Source organism: Burkholderia mayonis, from assembly GCF_001523745.2.
Classification (GTDB): Bacteria; Pseudomonadota; Gammaproteobacteria; order Burkholderiales; family Burkholderiaceae; genus Burkholderia; species Burkholderia mayonis.
Window position 1 is genome coordinate 1,917,970 of record NZ_CP013386.1, and the last position, 17,416, is coordinate 1,935,385.

General features: G+C 59.4%; 11 protein-coding genes and 4 pseudogenes. 8 read left to right on the forward strand and 7 right to left on the reverse strand.

The genetic code is table 11. The features are described 5' to 3' along the window. Nucleotides 1-33 precede the first annotated feature (33 nt). The 5 genes and pseudogenes from WS70_RS09465 to WS70_RS32780 form a co-directional block, all read right to left on the reverse strand. On the reverse strand, nt 34-2,439 hold the full coding sequence (locus tag WS70_RS09465; protein WP_059598452.1) for an acyl-CoA reductase: 2,406 nt from the start codon (nt 2,437-2,439) through the stop codon (nt 34-36). A gap of 1 nt (nt 2,440) precedes the next feature. After that, nucleotides 2,441-3,571: a LuxE/PaaK family acyltransferase gene (locus tag WS70_RS09470; protein WP_059598453.1), complete on the reverse strand. Its 1,131-nt coding sequence runs from the start codon at nt 3,569-3,571 to the stop codon at nt 2,441-2,443. Nucleotides 3,572-3,600: 29 nt separating this feature from the next. After that, a complete protein-coding gene (locus WS70_RS09475; protein ID WP_059598454.1) occupies nt 3,601-4,857 on the reverse strand; it encodes an MdfA family multidrug efflux MFS transporter in 1,257 nt (418 codons plus the stop codon). Nucleotides 4,858-5,012: 155 nt separating this feature from the next. Then, nucleotides 5,013-5,213, reverse strand: a pseudogene (locus tag WS70_RS09480) (integrase core domain-containing protein); the annotation flags it as partial. 27 nt (nt 5,214-5,240) lie between these two features. Continuing rightward, nucleotides 5,241-5,456, reverse strand: coding sequence for a hypothetical protein (locus WS70_RS32780; RefSeq protein WP_226382852.1), 216 nt, complete (start codon nt 5,454-5,456; stop codon nt 5,241-5,243). On the opposite strand from WS70_RS32780, the pseudogene WS70_RS33805 reads away from it, so the two are divergent. The 6 genes and pseudogenes from WS70_RS33805 to WS70_RS09520 form a co-directional block, all read left to right on the forward strand. Beyond that, nucleotides 5,377-5,550: pseudogene (locus tag WS70_RS33805) on the forward strand (helix-turn-helix domain-containing protein); the annotation flags it as partial. The gene WS70_RS32780 and the pseudogene WS70_RS33805 sit on opposite strands and share 80 nt — an antisense overlap. Before the next feature lie 321 nt (nt 5,551-5,871). Continuing rightward, a complete protein-coding gene (locus WS70_RS09495; RefSeq protein WP_059598456.1) occupies nt 5,872-6,423 on the forward strand; it encodes a hypothetical protein in 552 nt (183 codons plus the stop codon). A gap of 323 nt (nt 6,424-6,746) precedes the next feature. Further along, the gene (locus WS70_RS09500) at nt 6,747-7,952 is read left to right on the forward strand and encodes an IS110 family RNA-guided transposase (protein WP_059598524.1); all 1,206 of its coding nucleotides are present in this window, start codon (nt 6,747-6,749) and stop codon (nt 7,950-7,952) included. 851 nt (nt 7,953-8,803) lie between these two features. Further along, nucleotides 8,804-9,037 (forward strand): hypothetical protein, encoded by a 234-nt coding sequence (locus tag WS70_RS09510; RefSeq protein WP_059597361.1) that lies wholly within the window; start codon nt 8,804-8,806, stop codon nt 9,035-9,037. A 54-nt stretch (nt 9,038-9,091) separates the two neighbouring features. Continuing rightward, the gene (locus WS70_RS09515) at nt 9,092-9,892 is read left to right on the forward strand and encodes a Fic family protein (RefSeq protein WP_059597362.1); all 801 of its coding nucleotides are present in this window, start codon (nt 9,092-9,094) and stop codon (nt 9,890-9,892) included. Between the two features lie 308 nt (nt 9,893-10,200). Next, nucleotides 10,201-10,521, forward strand: a complete 321-nt coding sequence (locus tag WS70_RS09520; protein WP_059471607.1) for an H-NS histone family protein — start codon at nt 10,201-10,203, stop codon at nt 10,519-10,521. 9 nt (nt 10,522-10,530) lie between these two features. Here the strand turns inward: WS70_RS09520 and WS70_RS09525 are convergent. Both WS70_RS09525 and WS70_RS31445 read right to left on the reverse strand, forming a co-directional pair. Beyond that, nucleotides 10,531-11,353, reverse strand: a pseudogene (locus WS70_RS09525) (IS5 family transposase). Between the two features lie 549 nt (nt 11,354-11,902). Continuing rightward, nucleotides 11,903-14,182 carry a hypothetical protein gene (locus WS70_RS31445; protein ID WP_159082877.1) on the reverse strand — a complete coding sequence of 760 codons (2,280 nt, stop codon included), beginning with the start codon at nt 14,180-14,182 and terminating at the stop codon, nt 11,903-11,905. Nucleotides 14,183-14,518: 336 nt separating this feature from the next. Between WS70_RS31445 and WS70_RS09535 the strand changes: the two are divergent. Next, a pseudogene (locus WS70_RS09535) lies at nt 14,519-15,011 on the forward strand (transposase); the annotation flags it as partial. A 1,298-nt stretch (nt 15,012-16,309) separates the two neighbouring features. After that, nucleotides 16,310-17,407 (forward strand): LacI family DNA-binding transcriptional regulator, encoded by a 1,098-nt coding sequence (locus tag WS70_RS09545; protein ID WP_418230152.1) that lies wholly within the window; start codon nt 16,310-16,312, stop codon nt 17,405-17,407. Nucleotides 17,408-17,416: the final 9 nt, after the last annotated feature.

The following is a 17,416-nucleotide window of genomic DNA, read 5'->3' on the forward strand; positions in this document are numbered from 1 at the left end:
CGTGCATGCCGGCGCCGCGACGCCGGCCGGGTTTCAACGTCGCAGGTCCAGCACCAGCGGAGTTTTGCCGCTGTGCGGCTGGCGGCGGAATTCGGCGGCCGGGATGGCAGTCACGTCCAGCTGGAGCAGGCCGCCGCCCACCACCTTGCTCAGCATCGGTTCTTCCAGGAGGCGGGCGCGTATCGCCCTTGCGTCGCCGTCGGCCAGCAGTCGGATGCGATCGCCGCCGCTGTCGGCGCTGTCCACCAGCCACTGCATCGGCAGACCGATCTTGCCACTCAGTTCAGCAGGGTTGACGAAGATGGTACCCACCCGCAGCAGCGCGCCGTGGCGACCGATGAGGCGGAAGCGCGGCGTGGCCAAGCCGCAGGGGCAGCCGTCGGGCAGCCACCGGCCGAGATCGCCCAGATCGTAGCGCTTCACCTGCTGTGCCTCGCGCTCGCGCGAGGTGAACACCATGCGGCCGGGCGCGCCGGGCGCGGCCGGCAGGTCGCTGTCGGTTTCCAGCACTTCCAGCCACTGGGTTTCGGCCAGCAGGTGGAACTCGCCGTCGACGCAGTGCGGGCAGGCGTGGCCTAGCGGGCCGGCGTCCACCGAGCCGTATATCGCCGAGCGGATCAGCTTCACGCCGAAGCTGCCGAGGTAGGCGCGCTGGCCGTCGCTGATGTGCTCGCCGCCGCAGAATACCTTGCCCACCCCGCCATAACGGCGCAGCACCTTGTTCTCGCATTCGAACAACCGGTGCAACGTGCCAGGCATGCCGATCAGGGTATTGATCTGCTGCTCGGCGATGAAGTGGGCGATCTCACCGAAGTCGTCGTCGGACGGACCGCCCATCGGGTACTGCGCCACGCCCATGTGATCCAGTATCGTAAAGAAGCTGAGCATGCCGCCGTACAGTTTGCCGCCGTACAGCAGGTTCATCGCGCGGTCGGTGGCCGGGTTCAAGCCAGCGGCCAAGAGGCCGTCGGCGGCGGCGCGCATTTGGCGGTGGTAGTCGCGGTAGCTGAAGCCGGCCAGTTTGGGCGCACCGCTGCAGCCGCCGCTGCGGAAGAACAGCTGGGCTCTGCCGTTGGCGGATTGGCTCTGGAAAGTGCTTTTGTCCATCAACGGCAACGCGGCCAGGCCCTCGGGCTGGGCCGGCGGCGCGTCCAAGTGGGCGTGGCCGGGCAACGCGGCGGCGTCCAGGCTGACCGACACCCGGCGCGACAGCCGCTGCAGCGCGTAGACGCCGTCGTGCGGCTCGCCGTGGTAGCCGTCGTGCATGCGGCCGGCCGGCGCGATTCGGCTGACGCCGGCGGTCACCAGCGCGCGGCTCAATTCCGGCAATTGCGATGCGGGGGCGATCAGGCCGCAGCTTTGCAGATGGGTGCGCCATGGGCGCAGGATGCGGGCGAGCGCGGCGCGTGGTGCCGGGCGCAGTTCCACGGTGCGAAACAGCGGCGACGGTGCCAGTTCTTGGCGCGTATTCCAAGCCAGCCGCCAGCCCTTGCCGGCAAGCACCTGGCCCTGGCCGTTGGCGAAGGCCTGGTCCAGTTGGTGGAAGGCCATGCGGGTGCTGATCTCGGCGGCCTCCTGCAAGTCCGGCGTCAGCGCCGGCCACAAGGGCGCGCGACGGTTGAGCGCGGCGGCCAGCCGCCGCGCCATCTCGTGGATCACGGCCGGATCGTCGCTGTCCACCAGCATGGCCTGCGGACTGGAGCAGGCCTGCTGGTCGTGGCGGCAAATGTCGTCGGCCAGCGCATCCAACTGATCATCCGCGGCGGCGGCGGGGTCCAGATAGGCGAAGCTGATGCGGTTGCCCCAGTCTATCCAACGGCAGCCGGCTGGCAGCCGGCCGCGAATGGCGGCCAGCGCGGCGTCGCCGCCCCAGGCCGACACGCCGTCGGCGTCGGCCATCAGCAGGGGAAGTGCCTCGCTCGCCGTGGGCAGTACGGCGATATGCGCGGCCAACTGGCCGTCGGCGTCGTGCTGCAGCAATTCGGCCAGCAGCCGGGCGCTCAGGCCCCGGTCGCTGCCGCTGGGGCGCAACCAGTTGACGTTGCCGGCCAGCAGGCCTTCCAGCACCGCCATGAAGGGTAGCAGCGCGGCGTTGGACGGGGTGACGTGCACCACCAGACCCAGCGGCCGCCAGGCCTCGAAGTGCGCCTCGCGGTAGTCGGGACGGCGCAGCGAGAACGGACTTTCGCCCAGCTCGCGTTCCAGCTTGGCCTGCAGCGCCTCGCGGCGGCAGAAGGCGGCCAGCCCGGCACGCGCTGCCTCGTCCGGCAGCAGGTGGTGGTCGGCCCGGGCGAGGGCGTCGGCGAAGCGTTCGGCGCAGGACAGCACCGCCTCTGCGTCTGGCGGCGCGGCCAGGGTATCGGTGAGGCGGGCGCGCAGGGTGGCCAGCGCGGCATCGAGCTCGATGTCGGCGCGCAGTTCGCCATGAATCAGGTACATTTCAGGACTCCTTGATCAATTCGGACGCGGCCATCGCGCAGTTGCGGCTCTTGCTGGTGCCGGCGCGGCCCAGGAGATCGAACCAGTCGGTGGCCAGGCCGCAGCCGCAGCGTTCGGCCGGTTGCAGCACGGCTAGGTCGCTCAGCAGCATGCTGTGCGCTGGGCTCGAAGTGATGTAGGGCGAGACCAAGTGCAGGAAGCCGACCTCGCCATAGGGCAGGCAAGCCAGCGTGGCGGTATCGCGCGTCCAGACGCGTGCCCAGCTGGGCACGTGAAAATGGTGGCGTGGGCATTCGATATAGGGCACCGAATGTTCGACCGAGCCGTAGCCGTCGCGGCAGCGCTCGTCCGGCACGCCGATCTGTTCGCCCAAGCGGCGGTGCAGCTCGGCCTTGGGTATGGCCTGGTCGGCGTGGGTTTTCCAGCCGCCGCCAAGGAAAACCAACGATTCCGGATGCAGTGCCAGCGGCGGCAGGCCCATGTCACGCATACGCTCCAGCGTGAACCACAGGAACGCCGGGAAGCCCAAGATGCGCACCGGCAGGCCGTCATCGGCGAATTCCTGCAGTGCGCGTATCGTGCCGAACGGGTCGAATTCGTTGCCCTTGCCGTTGTGACGCAGCGCGTAGACGGCGCGGTTGATCGGTGCGTACTTGCACAGGAACTGGTCGGTATAGGCCGTGCCCAAGGTGATGGCGCCGGCCGGCTCGTAGCTGAGGAGCAGGTAGTTGCACGGCGTCTGCGGCGTGTTCCAGCCGTAGTGGTCGAAGATGCGGTCCACCATGCGCTGAGCGGCGCCTATGCTGCGCGCATCGTAGCGCATTCGGCTCTTTTGTCCGGTGGTGCCGGACGAGGTCAGCTCCAGCGCATCCTCGCCGGTCTTGCTCAACAGCAGGTTGCGCTTGAAATAATTGGCGAATATGGGCGGCAGCTGTGACCAGTCGGAGAGGTCGGCCAGCCGCTCGGGCGCGAAGCCATTCTGCTCCAGCCAGCGGCGATAACCGGGGCTGTGCTCGCAGTGGAAATCGACGAGCTCGCGCATCGCGGCGTCGAACAATCGGTCGCATTCGGCTTCGGCGCGGTAGGGTTGTTCGAGCGCGCACAGGGTCTCGACGTGGGGGAGCGGGGTCATGGCAGTTCCAGTGAACAAGAAAGCGGACGTCAGGCAGAGACAGGCTGGGGCTGAGGGCGGCGCAGCAGCATCCACAGCGGCGGCGCGGCCAGTAGCGAGGCCAGACTGACGCCGGCAGCGAAGCGAGTGGGACTGTCGCCGGCGTTCAGCAGCGCCAGCACGGTGCTGCCGCCGCCCAGCATGGCCGTGGACAGCATGCCCAGCATCGCGGCGACGCTGCCTTTTGCGTTGTCGCTGCTGTACAGCGTGAGCCGGTACAGGGGGGCATTGCCCAGGCCCAGGCCGAAGGCGTAGACGGCCAGGCAGACAACCAGCGCCGGCAGCGAAGGCGAGAACGGGGCGGCGAGTCCGGTGAGCAGTAGGCCGGTAGCCATCGGCCACAGCGCCAGCCGCAGTAGGCGGGACAGTTCCAGTCGGCCTGCCAGCCGGTTCAGCAGCAGGTTGCCGGCAATCACCGCGCCGAACACCGGCATCTGCCACAGGCCGTACTCCAGACCGCTGTAGCCAAGGCGGTAGATCAAGAGCAGTGGCGACAGGCCGATCCAGGCGATTAGCGGCAGGGTCAGCAGACCCAGCGCCAGGCTGCCGCAAACGAAATCACGGAGCTTGAGCAGGGCCAGATACTTGGCCAGCGCGCCCCCAAGGCGAAGCGGCACCGGCTGCTGAGCGGGACCGTCGTGGCGCGGCGCGCCCAGCGTCTCCGGCATCCAGCGCCACAGGCTCAGCGTTACCAGCAGGGTGGTGATGCCCAGCGCGGCGAATAGCTGGCGCCAGGACAGAATTTCCAGCAGCAGGCTACCCAGCAGCGGACCGGCCAGCGGCGATAGCAGCGCGATATTGGCCAGCAGCGCCATTAGCCGCACCGCGTCGCGTTCGGCGAAGGTTTCCTGCAGTGTGGGGTAGCTGACCACCACGATGAAACCCAGAGCGATTCCCTGGATAAAGCGCAGCAGATTGAACCAGCCGATGTGCTGGCTACCGCCAGCGGCCAGGCAGGCAAGAGCGAAGATCAGCGTGCCGGCCAGCAGCAGCGGGCGGCGGCCGAAGCGGTCGGACAGCGGGCCGATCAGCCACTGGAAGGCGATGCCACCCAGCAGGAAGGCGCTAAGCGCGGTGGGGACGTGGTGGTTGGATGCGGACAGATCGCGTGTGACTTGCAGCATGGCCGGCATCACCATGTCGCTGGCCAGGTAAGTCAGCAGTTCGAAGGCGGTAAGCAGCAGGCAGAACAGCAGGGCCTGGCGACGGGAAATATGCAGTAGTGGACGGAAAGCCTTTTCTGACATGACTGTTGAATGCGTCGTGGAGAAAATATAAGTGTGTTGAGTAAATGGATTGGAGGTTGAGAGGTTAGGCAGTAGGAGGACATATTTTTGATGAGTCTTGCGCGTCCGAATATGTCCAAGGAGTTCCTCCCGTGTCTGAGGACACAAGGACGCCGTTAAGTTCGTGATGTCGTGGCACGGCGAAACTCCCGTGGCGAACGGTATTTCAGTGCTTCGTACGGGTGGCGCTCATTGTAGTTTTCGAAGGCATCGGCCAGATATGTGAGCGCTGTCGGCAAATCAGACTTGTTCATGAAGGGAATGTAATCATGCTTCGTGATTTTCACAAACGACTCGGCCATCCCGTTATTCGGAGGTATCCGAAATGCCTCGTGTGAGGCAGGTTAAGTCTTGGATGTCAGCGTCGGATAGATACTCCCCACATTTGTCGAAGTCATTTTCCCCAGTTTTTTATCTGACGGCGCAGCGGTAGCGGCGCCGTCCTGTCGATCGCCGACCATATCGCCCTTGAGATCCGTCCTGGGGGTGTCGGTGGCCGAGTTGGGGGAAGTGATGACGATTCTGGAAATGCATTGGCAGGGGCTGAGTGTTTCGGCCATCGCCGCTCGACTGGGTATGGACCGCAAGACCGTTCGCAAATACACCAGGAATGGCGTGCAGCCTTCAGCGCCAGGCCAGACAGCGATGCGCCCGGTTGCAGGCAGGCATCGATGAGTCGTTGCTTGTCGGCCTGGTCGAAGCTGCGCTTGCCGCCAACACCCATGCGTGCCACCCGCACGGGCAAAAAGGTCAGTTCATCCTGGGTCATGGATGGCGTCCGCAAGTTGTGGCTGCGGACGCCATCGTGTGCCTTCTCAGCCGCGCAAGCTAGGTGCGCCGAAATTCGCGCTGACTCTGTGGGTACGTGTTGGCCGGTTGGCGTACTGCCGTCATAGGGCAGTGCCCGCCGCTCGTCGGGCAGGTAGAATCCCATGCTTGTACTGAATGCGCCCTACGAATGTGAGTGAACCTGCAATGACCGACACGCCCCTTCCAACGCTCGATTCCGCAACAGATCGCGCCGCTGATTCCGCGGCGGAAGGCCATTTTGACGAGAGCTCCGAAACGCTGCACGAGGACTATCTGTGGCGCGACGGCGGCTGGACTGCGCGCGTGGTTAAGAACCAGGACGACGACGGCTGGGCCGTCGAAATGATCAAGGACGGCGAGCCGGAACCCGCGCTTGTCGGTCCATGGACGATGGGCCGCAACAAGAAGGATCCGAAGCCGCTCGATACTTCGGCATTCAATACGCTCGTGAAAACCGCGTCAGAGGTATTGCGTCGGCACGAGCAGCAACTGCGCGCGCAGTTGCATAAGCGAGTGACGGTTGCGGCGGCAACGGGCGAGGGCGAATTGGACATCACGCTGGATATCATTCCCGACGAAGATGAGCCTTACGCACTGCTGACCGCTCTTGACGCCTTCGGCGAGCAACTCGCTCAAATGCGGGTGGCGGCGAACTTCAAGCTCAGCAAGGCGAGCGCTGTGACCTGGGTGGAAAACGGATTCTGCCGGCCAAGCTGACAGTGCGCGAACAAAGAATATTGCCCTAGATCGTGCCGCCCAATTGTCCGTACAGATTCGGGTTCGTCCCGGTCAGCTTGATCGGAGCACGCCCCCGTTACTATCTTCACACCCCGATAATTGGGGTTTTGGCCAGCCAGGCCCGGCATGATTCCCGCCCCCAGTCGCAGTCATGATCCGGGGGGTGTTGTCACCGGGCCTGGTGGGTGGCTGGTGATCGCTGATAGGGGTTTGGCCGGGATATCCCGACGCCGTCCGTAACGTGGATGCCGAGACTTGCCACCGTTGTTGCAAACCAACCCGTTCACTCTGCACAAACTGCGATGCAAGACACACAACAACGTGATGCCGTCGATGTCTTCGTCGGCGTCGATGTCGGTAAAGGCCAGCATCACGCCGTTGCACTCGATCGGAACGGCAAGCGCCTGTACAACAAGGCGCTGCCCAACGACGAGGCAAAGCTGCGCGCCCTCATCGCCGAACTCAAGACGCACGGCCGACTTCTATTCGTCGTCGACCAACCGTCCACCATCGGTGCACTTCCTGTAGCCGTCGCCCGCGCTGAAGGCGTACTCGTCGCCTATCTGCCGGGACTGGCCATGCGCCGCATCGCCGACCTGCATGCTGGTGAAGCCAAGACAGATGCCCGAGATGCCGCGATCATTGCCGAAGCTGCTCGCTCGATGCCGCACACGCTGCGCTCGCTTCGATTGGCCGACGAGCAGCTCGCCGAGCTCACCATGTTGTGCGGCTTCGACGATGATCTTGCCGCCCAGGTCACTCAAACCAGCAACCGCATTCGCGGCCTGCTCACCCAGATCCATCCGGCGCTCGAGCGCGTTCTCGGACCGCGCCTCGACCATCCAGCGGTGCTCGATCTCCTTGAGCGCTACCCGTCGCCCGCCGCGCTTGCCGCCACCAGCGAGAAGACGCTCGCCAACCGTCTGACCAAGCTCGCGCCCCGTATGGGTAAAAGCTTGGCGACTGAGATCGTTCAGGCTCTGAGCGAACAAGCCGTGATCGTGCCCGGCACGCAAGCCGCCACCATCGTCATGCCCCGCTTGGCCCAGCAACTCGCCGCCTTGCGCACGCAGCGTGACGAAATCGCCGCCGAAGTTGAGCGGCTGGTGCTCGCTCACCCTCTTTGGCCGGTCCTGACCAGCATGCCGGGAGTCGGCGTCAGGACCGCCGCCAGACTCCTGACCGAAGTCGCCCATAAAGCCTTCGCTTCGGCTGCTCATCTGGCGGCCTACGCTGGCCTTGCCCCGGTCACCCGGCGCTCAGGCTCGTCGATCCGTGGCGAGCACCCATCCAGACGGGGCAACAAGGTGCTCAAGCGCGCCTTGTTCCTCTCCGCCTTCGCTGCCTTACGAGACCCAGTCTCACGGGCCTATTACTCGCGCAAGATCCAGCAAGGCAAGCGCCACAACCAAGCGCTCATCGCACTGGCTCGGCGACGCTGCGACGTCCTGTTCGCCATGCTGCGCGACGGCACCATTTACCAACCCAAGTCAGCCCCTAACGCTTGACGAACAACATAGGGGCACCCCCCCGACCAAGTCTCCGGCGAAGCCGCGGTCGCAAAGTTGCGCCGTCTGCGTAGCCCATTTCTGCGGCGATTGCATCCAGTCCATCGAGCTTGTCTCGATACGATACCTGGCACGCTCGCCCCGTCGATCCTGAAAGCAGGACAGGGGGATTTGCCAGGCACGACTCCGGCACGCCTTTGCAGCGTCCTCGGGCTTGTTGCGAGGTCGTGGGCGGCCTCTTGCAGCGAGAATCCCCTCGCCAGATTCGTGCGTGTCCATTGCTCGAATCGTTCGATGAGAGGATCGCGATGCGCGAGGTGATCGGGGATGACGTATGGCGCCAGAGATACCCGCCCGTCGACCAACATGTCCTGCGCCACGAGCGTGGCCAATTCCGGGCTCTCTTGCCGGATCAGCCGGAGCGTGAGATCCAGATGCCCCATCGCCGCGCCAGCGGTCACAACCGGTCCCGAAGGGACGAGCTTCGGTCCTGGTCGAGTCGAACCTTAAGGTAGCGGCTTCGGAATAGCGGGCCGAGCCACCCTGTCGTGGTCGCCTCCTGCTCGTCGAGTAGGCCTGATTCGGCGAGGCGGAGGGTCCCTGTGCAATCGGCGGCGATTCGGGCGCCTTGTCCTTGCCAGTGGCGCACCGTGATAAATGTAATCATGCGCTACGCGCGCGGACATCCGAGCAGTCTTCAGATTTCGGTATTTCCTGCCTCACAAGAAGCGACCGAGTCATACTAATTCCGTTTCCCGGCAACTGGGCTTGATGAACTGCTCTCGGGCGCTTGAACTTTGTCCCCGTTGGGGATATGAAGCCGAGAGTGATTTCGACCGATATTGAGGAACATGATAACGAAGGATAGACTCGCAGCACGCTCACAACAGGAACTGCTGCGCGTGGCAATGGATCAGCTCGGGATGACTCGCGCGGAGTTCGCGGTGCGCCTGAGTGTTGCGGCGCGGACCTTGGACAAATGGCTTCTGCCGGATGACTCGCCGGACGCGCGCACCATGCCCGACATGGGACGGTCATATGTCCTGGACATCTTGCAGTGGCAAAAAAAACGAAAATCCATTTGATTATCCCTAATGGGGATATGCACTGACTCACAAACAATCCGCTTCGAGAGGCAAATGCCGAATCAATCTGCCGTGCTGCTAAAGAAGATTGACGCCGACAAGGCGACGCTCGATGCTGCACGTCCGTTTCCTCGGCACACGGTCGCCTCTCTGCGAGAGAAACTGGTGCTGGAGTGGACGTATCACTCGAACGCGATCGAAGGGAACACCTTGACGCTGCGCGAGACCAAAGTGGTGCTCGAAGGCATCACGGTCGGCGGAAAGACTCTTCGCGAACACTTCGAGGCGACGAACCACCGCGACGCGATCCTCTATGTCGAGGGCATTGTATCGAGGGCCGAGGCGTTGTCGGATTGGCAGATCCGCAACATCCACGGGCTCGTGTTGAAAGGCATCAACGACGGCGAGGCGGGCCGCTACCGCCACGAGAATGTTGTAATTGCGGGTGCGAGCACGACGCCGCCCGACTTCTTTCATCTGCTCGCTGAAATGGCGGCACTGATCGACGGGTACGAAAAGGCCGGTGCCATGCATCCGGTCGAACGCGCCGCGGAACTGCACACACGCTTCGCCAAGATCCGTCCGTTCATCGATGATAATGGACGGACGGGGCGGCTCCTGCTGAACTTCGAGTTGATGAAAGCTGGCTATCCGCCGGCAATCGTCCGCAAGGAAGATCGGCTCGCCTATTACGATGCACTGGACAGCGCCTGTGGAAGTGGCGCCTACGACGACATCACGCAACTGATCGCGGAATCGGTGCAGCGCTCGCTTGACACGTATCTCGACGCGCTTGGGCTGCGTCCTTCCCCTGAGCCGGATGGCGCTCCACCGTCTTCCGGCTTTCGGATGTAACTGAGGAATAGCCATGCCGATTCACGAGCGAGTGAATTCGGAATTCGAGGAAGGCGGCAAGCCCGTCTCCTTCGGAATCGACGATAAAGGGCGTCGGTATGTCAGCGGGGAGTGGGGGGTACGGAGCAGCCATTGCGCTTGCATTGGTGGGTCAATGCTGCCGTCATTTTGGGCGGGCTCAGCGCTCGGGCGCAGGGCGTTTTTGCGGCCCTAACGTACTTCTGCACGCAGGACGAAAAGGACCTGACGCGCGAGCGCCCCGTGCCGGCCGGTAGCCGGCGATGATCAATTTCAACAGGATAATGACAATGGCAGGTAACAAGCGTACGTATTCGGACGTAAAGGCACAAATCGAAGCATTGCAGGCAGAGGCATCGGCGCTGCGTGACCAGGAGCTCGCGGCAGTCATTGCCGACGTGCGCGCGAAGGTGGCCGAGTATGGACTGACCGAGCAGGACGTCTTCGGCCGTAAGCGTGCGCCCCGAGCACAAGACACTGCCGCCGCAAAAGGCGCGAGCGTTCCGAAGTACCGGCACCCGAAGACCGGTGCGACATGGAGTGGAAAGGGGCGCGCGCCGGCATGGATCGCGCAGGCCCGGAACCGAGATCGATTTTTGATCAAGCAGTAAGAGACGGTTTCATAAAGGCTGTTCGACGCGCCGGAGTGTATTCCAGCAGATCAAGCAGCAACCGAGTTTGAGGAACGCGCCGTGAATATCAGCACGACGCTCGAAACGAATTCGAAGGCGGCGGAAGTGATGCAGCCAGGCATGCGTGCGTTCGACGACCCAGCGATATTTTCCGAGACCGCTGCCATGTTCCGTACGGCGCTTGGCGATCAGTGGCTCGATACCGGGCTTGCGCAAAGCTCGTCGATGTCGCTCGGAGTCATAACCACGATCGGCGTAGACCACACGCGGCCTGCTCAGTGGATGGCCGCGCAATCCGCGAATCGGTGGAATCGCGTCGATCAGCGGCAGCATTGCGTGACGTCGTTGACATTCGCGCCGGTCAGGATCGCGGCGAGCGGCGAGCGGCGTGCCGTTGGCGTCGGTGACGATGTGGTGCTTGGAACCGGGTCGCGCGCGATCGGTCGGGTTTGGCCCAGTTTTTGACCCGCCCCAACGGCGCGAATCGATGATGAATCGACGGCGGCTCGCGAGAAGTCGATCTGGTCTGCCGCTCGCAGCTTCGCGAGAGCAACTCGTGCAAGCGGTCCCACACGCCGGCAGCCTGCCAGTCGCGTAGCCGTCGCCAACACGTCACGCCCGAGCCGCCCCCCATCTCGGCAGGCAGGTCGCGCCAGCGCAGTCCGGTCTTCAGAACGAACAAGATGCCGGTCGGCGCGGCGCGATTCGAGACAGGCAGGCGGTCCGGGTTCTTCTCGCGCCGCAGCTTGGGTGGCGATAGTAACGGCTCGATCAGCATCCACAGTTCGTCGTCGATGATCGGCTTGCCCATCTCTACGGCCTCGGTTATTCCGATGCCTGAGGTTAACGGCTCGCCGAGAAAGTTAACAGCCCCACGGGACCATTTTGAAACCGTCTCTAAAGGTCAGTGCCGTCTCGACGGCGATCATCGGCCTTTCGTCGATTCAACTGTTGATGGTCTTGATTGTCGGCGCGCGAGGCGCCAAAAAATCCGCGCCCAGACAGTCCGAGACGGGGTAATCGTCCGAATCGTGCAAAAAATGGCGCTTTGATCCTGAAAACCCGTACCTATCAAGGGCTTGTGCATTCCCTATTTGAGCAAAGGTCACGGAGCTGCGAAGCCTTGCTGCAAGCACCTCCGCATGTGACGACCGCCAGATTTCGCACGATTCGGACGATTACCCCAAAAAACATCGACATCGAATCGCATATCTTCTCGTAATTTAATGAAAAACACTCCGACACCATCCGATGTCGGAGTACTCCACAGGTCAATTATTTTTCAATCGATTACTGGAAAAACATTCAATCCGCAACGCTCGATAAATATAATTGAGCACATTGGATTGCACAAATCCAGTTATTTAAGATCGGATTTTGTTTGAGTGTGTTTTGCTCCTTTCAGGGGATATGCCGTAATAATGTTTCCATCCCCGCCAATCACAATTCTAATATTGGTGTAGGTGTCGTACGTTGAACCGTTAGCAACCACGATCGAACTATAGTCGCGAGCGTAAGAAAATCCGGCGACCATCGAATTCCGCTGCGCCTGACTTGAAATAGCGGTTGTGCTGGTCACCGCGCTCATAATAATGCGAGTCAACTGATTCTGACCTGCCGTATCATTCCCGACCCCAAGGGCCGCCCAATCTTCCCGGTGACCAATAGACGCATCTTGGGTAATGCCACGGTCACGCTGTTGCTGACTAGGGCCGGGGGAAAGAATATGCTGCAAACCGAAGCCGAATCGCCGACCGGTGTTGCTCGCTTGACCTTGGAAGTTCGCATTCATAAGATAAACGATTCCACGATTATATCCCGACGGCGCTCCGTCACGTGCAATTGCACGAACAGACGCGCCGAAATTTGATGAACTAAATCCTGGCGGAATTTGCGACGAATTGACAATTTCTCGAATAAGAGTATTGAAGTTTGCCGTCTGCGTGCCGTCGCTTTGAAGATAATATTGCCCACCGGGTTGAACATTTGGCGGAACACCAGTTCGATTTCCGGCATCCGAAGTTTTCACTTTAGCCTTTTTAATGCATATCCATCCCTCATCCGATGCTTCTTGGACTGACGAGGATTTGACGCAAGAAGCACGAATCATCTTCTTACCTCGGTTTCTCACGGCCCCTTTGGTAGACGGTTGGTCCACAGCGCTCGACGAATTCATTACACTTATCACACCATCCAAAAGAGTCTCAGCTAACTCAGGATTTTGAATCGCCCACGAATTCACAGCACTATTATTCGTATTAATTGTAGGTGGGCTTGCCGCTCCGGATTCCAAGGCGTCGGCATAGTCGTGCAATGCACGTCGCATGGTACGAGCATCGTCTAGTGATAAAGCAGTAAACGCCGCGATTGCGGTACTGTCGTCAACGGTGCAAGCTAGAGGCGATGTCGCGTCATCGGGATCTTCTTGGCCACAAGCCAGCATATTCATCGCCAAATCAACGTCGTCCAAGTTAGGATTGCGTCGCGGCGGTCCGATTTCTGCAACATCGTACGCTTGCAAGCTATCGATATTCGAAGGCGGTTGAGGTTGCGAGACAATTACAGGATCTATTCTATGGTCGTCCGCGCCATCAATCGATGGGGCACCGAATAGCCTCTCTACACACCAGAGCCCAAATGTGCTGAGACAATAATAAAAATCGTCAGAGATGCCACGCGGCTGTCGGGCAGATGCCTTTGTCACAGTGTGCCCAAGATAAACTGCGGCCGCATTATCTGCAAAATATTTGTCGGTTGGATTAGACCCCGCTGGAATATTGCCAACTACCGATAGATAGTCGTCGTTAAAGGCCGCCGAAGATGAACTTGCGATAATTGGTAAATTCATCCACTGACTCAATGAATAACCATCAACATAAAATGATTGCAACGAATCAGTCAACTGCTTTCCAATAACAATCTCGCCGGTATTGGAGTCATATGTTGCCTGGTTGATGTTCACGGAAATGTATCCACTGGAATCGCTCAATGAAGGAGCCACATATACAGTCACGACTGCAGCGGTCGCATTTGCATCGAGCGAGTAATTTGCGGAGCTTGACCACCGAAAAAGTATGCCGCTTCCGGAGGAGTCCGATGCCAGGCCATTGGATGAAACGCTATTGGCGCCATCAATATAGTAAGGAAACAAGAGGGCGGAGGACTTGCTTTGATATGTGGTCCAGTTCTTGTATGGCGCAGTTCCATATAGGTTAACTTTTACACTGTGGCTTGATGGATCCACGCGCGCTGTAATTCCTGAGAACGCGTACCACGATTTATCTCGATTGGTCCCAATGCTCTTTGGCGCCGAAGAAGTCAAGCTCGATGGGCGGATATAAAAATTGGCAGACCTGTCCGCACCCAGATTGACTAATAATTGAAATTTCTGTGTAAATTTTGTTCCGGACAAACTTACCGCGACGTCCGTTCCAAGGGTTTCACTGTTACCGGGAATTTTGGAAAAAATTGAAGTGTTAGTTAATTGTTTTAAGAGCGTGTCGCCTACGATTTTCTCCGGCAATCCACCGTAATAATTTCCAACAAAATTTGCCGAATTGGCTGCGCTCGAAAACAATGACGCCGCAATTACGGAATTAAAGACAAAGAATTTCTTTGCCAGTTTTCGTTTTAGTTCCATAGCTACCTCGCATTGACTCACATGTTGAAATTGGCCATGTCATGCATGGCAAGCAAGTGCGCATTGGATTGCCCGTCAAAATCCAATGCGAGATGCGCGGTCGTGCATATAGGCGCGAGCAGGATGAGTTAGAGATTTCATGCCATATGCCGTCTAAAAAGTTGTGCCCGATGCAACATTGTGATTAAATTAATATTGAATAATATTTCGCAAAAATCAATATTTAACGTTTGTATTTTTATATGCCTATTTATTAATACGATTCCCATATTGCACGAATGTCCACTGGGCTAAAGCGTCTTATGCACTTTTGTTCGGTGCGCCCGCCCAAAGAGGATGGAAATACGCAGACCGTACCCGAGTGACATAACGTACGAAGAACGGAACTTCGTTGTGCCGTATCTGACGCTGATGAAGGAAGAGGCGCCGCAGCGCCAATACGAACTGCGCGAACTTTGCAACGTGTTGGGCTGGTTGGTCCGTGCAGGCGCACCGTGGAGGTTGTTGCCGACAAACTTCCCGCCGTGGGAGGCCGCGTACCAGCAAACCCAACGATGGCTGTGTGCAGGCTGCTTCGAAGCGATGACCGACGATCTTCGCTCGATAATTCGTGTGCCACACGGACGTCAGGGCCAATCCAGCACGGTGATTCTCGATGGGCGAACGTTGCAATCGGCGCGTGAGAGCGGTCCACGCGCGGGATATGACGGCTAAAGGTGCAAACGCGGTAGCGCGCTGGGTGGTCGAACATAGCTTCGGCTGGATTAACCGCTTTCGCAGACTCGCGCGAGACTACGAGCGCTTGCCCGAAATGCATTTCGTCGTCTTCGTCACTTTTACGCATGAATCATGCCGTCCCGTATTTTTTTTGAAAGTGCATAACACACTGAAAATCGTCTTCATGCCTGCTCTTCACAATGTTATTAGATTCGTCGCGAGAGTCATCATTGAACCGCTCTAAGCTTTACGGAAACTTCAATTACCAAGATAGTGAAGCACCGAAAAATCTTTTTGCGACGCAAAAACTACCATTCAATTGACGGACTTTTTTGGCAATTTCCAGAGTTATTTTTAATACCGTATCATGTTTTTCATAAGTCATTCTGAACAATTGTCATGTCACGTGAATTAACAGTGGGGAGCGTCGCAAACTAACCTTCAGCCTGGTAAAGCCTCGACCGAAGATCGTGCGACGACCAGTTCACGGCGAACGCGTTCACCGACGCTGTTCTGGGCCGAGGCATCCGACTGTCGATGGACCGCAATGGAAGCTGGCGCGGCAACGTGCTTGTTGAGCGCGTATGGCGCAGCATCAAGTACGAGGGGTCGTGTGCTACGAACGCAACGGTTCGAAGTCAGAGTCATTGTGATGCTTTATCAAAGACGAGGGCGAGCCCTCGGAGTCGGCTTGCAGGAGCAGGCTTCAAACCGCCACAAGCGGCGACAGTTAAGCGCTCGCGTGGTGAGCGTTGATGGAAAAGGCGGAGCTCGACTCCGTCAGGTGAGGGTCAGGAAGACGAACGCGAGTGAACCGCTGATGACGTGTCGAAACGTACGAACTGAAGTCGAAATCGGGATAGTAAGGTTGAAGGCTCTTTAATGGGACTGGACCGAAGGAACGCCGTCGTCCGGCCTGACCGCGCGAGCAACCCGCAATGAAGAGGACCTGAGTAGTAACCTCTACCGACTCTGGAACTGGCTGTCCTCGGGTAGTTGCATTCCGCCTCCCGTGCGGTGCGTGGAAAATCCAAATTTCGATGGCAAGGCAATTCCGTTAGGAATACAGACCGTGTCGGATCGCATCGTGCAAATGGTAGTACGGCGATATCTCTAACCGATTCTGGAGCCAGTGTTCCATAACGATTCGATGGTTATTAGCCGCAATCCAAAACGCTCTGATTAGGTTTCCGCAACAGTGATGCCGAAACCGAGCCCGAGGATGGCGCTGATGACGCGTCGACCCAGATTCTACGATATCGCCTCACCAACCTGACAGTGCCCGAACTGCGGGTAAACGCCAGCTTCGCCGACCTTGACTTGGTGCATCGCGCACCTATACTAACCCGCGTTAGTCGTTGATTAGCCAGCAGGGCAGTGATCGCCGTGCGAGTTGCATTTAGCCTTCAGATTGACGCTGAAGGTGATTCGAATCAGGGGCAATTTCCAGTGAGTCGCGTAACCAGCAACCAGGTAGCCCAACTTGCCGGTGTGTCGAGAACAACGGTGTCATTCGTGTTGAACGGTGTCACCGGCATGGGAATCAGCGAGGAAACTCGCACTCGCGTGCTCACGGCAGCTAGAAAGCTCGGCTATGTTCCGAACGCCATGGCTCGATCGCTCGCCAGTGGTTCGACGAAAACGATCGCGCTCCTCATGCCTCACGGCGATCATATTCACATCGACGTCGACGCCTATCTTCCTCGATTTCTCGCAGGGCTGACCACAGCATGTCACGCGAACGGCTACAAGGTCATACTCGAGCCCATTAAGGAATCGCACCGCCCGGGAGCGTTTCTTGATCTCGTGGATAGTGGGCGCATCGATGGTTTGGTGGTTCTGAATCCACGAAGGCTTGACGATGGCTACCTCCGTAAGCTGGCCCATAAGAAATTTCCGCTCGTCGTCTTCGGCTCGAACCTGACCGATTCGCAACCGATATGTGCTATTGGCGTCGACAACCGATCTGCCGCTCAACGAGCAACGGAGCATCTGCTTGACCTTTGCCATGAGCGAATTGCACATATCGGCTTCGCATCCGAGGACTATCAGGTAGTGCACGACCGCCTGGATGGCTTCCGACAAGCACTGGACGCACGCGGTCTGGATGTGCGTCCGGAATGGATTGCATTCGCCGATTACAGCGCGCAAAGCGGTTATGAAGCCATGCGAAAAATGCTCTCTCGATCATCTCGCATGACAGCGCTGTTCGCCGGTAACGACACTGTAGCGTTCGGCGCGATGGCCGCGATCCGCGATGCTGGATTGCGCATTCCGGAAGACCTGGCGGTCGTCGGTTACGACGATATTCCGCTCGCGGCATTCGCGGCGCCTCCACTCACGACGGTTCGTACCGAGCCGTTCAAGGAGGGCAATGACGCGGCAGACATGTTGCTTGGACTTATTGCCGGAAACCCAGCCGATGGGCTGCATTTTCGCGGAGTCGCCCCATTGGTTGTCCGACAATCCTGCGGTGCATGTTTTCCAAATATAGAGAAGCGAAACTGAAAGTTGACC

Excerpts from the sequence above, each read along its gene's own strand:
- WS70_RS09465 (WP_059598452.1), bottom strand. The coding sequence starts at position 2,439 with ATGTACCTGATTCATGGCGAACTGCGCGCCGACATCGAGCTCGATGCC.
- WS70_RS09515 (WP_059597362.1), top strand. The coding sequence starts at position 9,092 with ATGCCGAATCAATCTGCCGTGCTGCTAAAGAAGATTGACGCCGACAAG.
- WS70_RS09520 (WP_059471607.1), top strand. The coding sequence starts at position 10,201 with ATGGCAGGTAACAAGCGTACGTATTCGGACGTAAAGGCACAAATCGAA.
- WS70_RS32780 (WP_226382852.1), bottom strand. The coding sequence starts at position 5,456 with ATGGCCGAAACACTCAGCCCCTGCCAATGCATTTCCAGAATCGTCATC.
- WS70_RS31445 (WP_159082877.1), bottom strand. The coding sequence starts at position 14,182 with ATGGAACTAAAACGAAAACTGGCAAAGAAATTCTTTGTCTTTAATTCC.
- WS70_RS09495 (WP_059598456.1), top strand. The coding sequence starts at position 5,872 with ATGACCGACACGCCCCTTCCAACGCTCGATTCCGCAACAGATCGCGCC.
- WS70_RS09500 (WP_059598524.1), top strand. The coding sequence starts at position 6,747 with ATGCAAGACACACAACAACGTGATGCCGTCGATGTCTTCGTCGGCGTC.
- WS70_RS09510 (WP_059597361.1), top strand. The coding sequence starts at position 8,804 with ATGATAACGAAGGATAGACTCGCAGCACGCTCACAACAGGAACTGCTG.
- WS70_RS09470 (WP_059598453.1), bottom strand. The coding sequence starts at position 3,571 with ATGACCCCGCTCCCCCACGTCGAGACCCTGTGCGCGCTCGAACAACCC.
- WS70_RS09475 (WP_059598454.1), bottom strand. The coding sequence starts at position 4,857 with ATGTCAGAAAAGGCTTTCCGTCCACTACTGCATATTTCCCGTCGCCAG.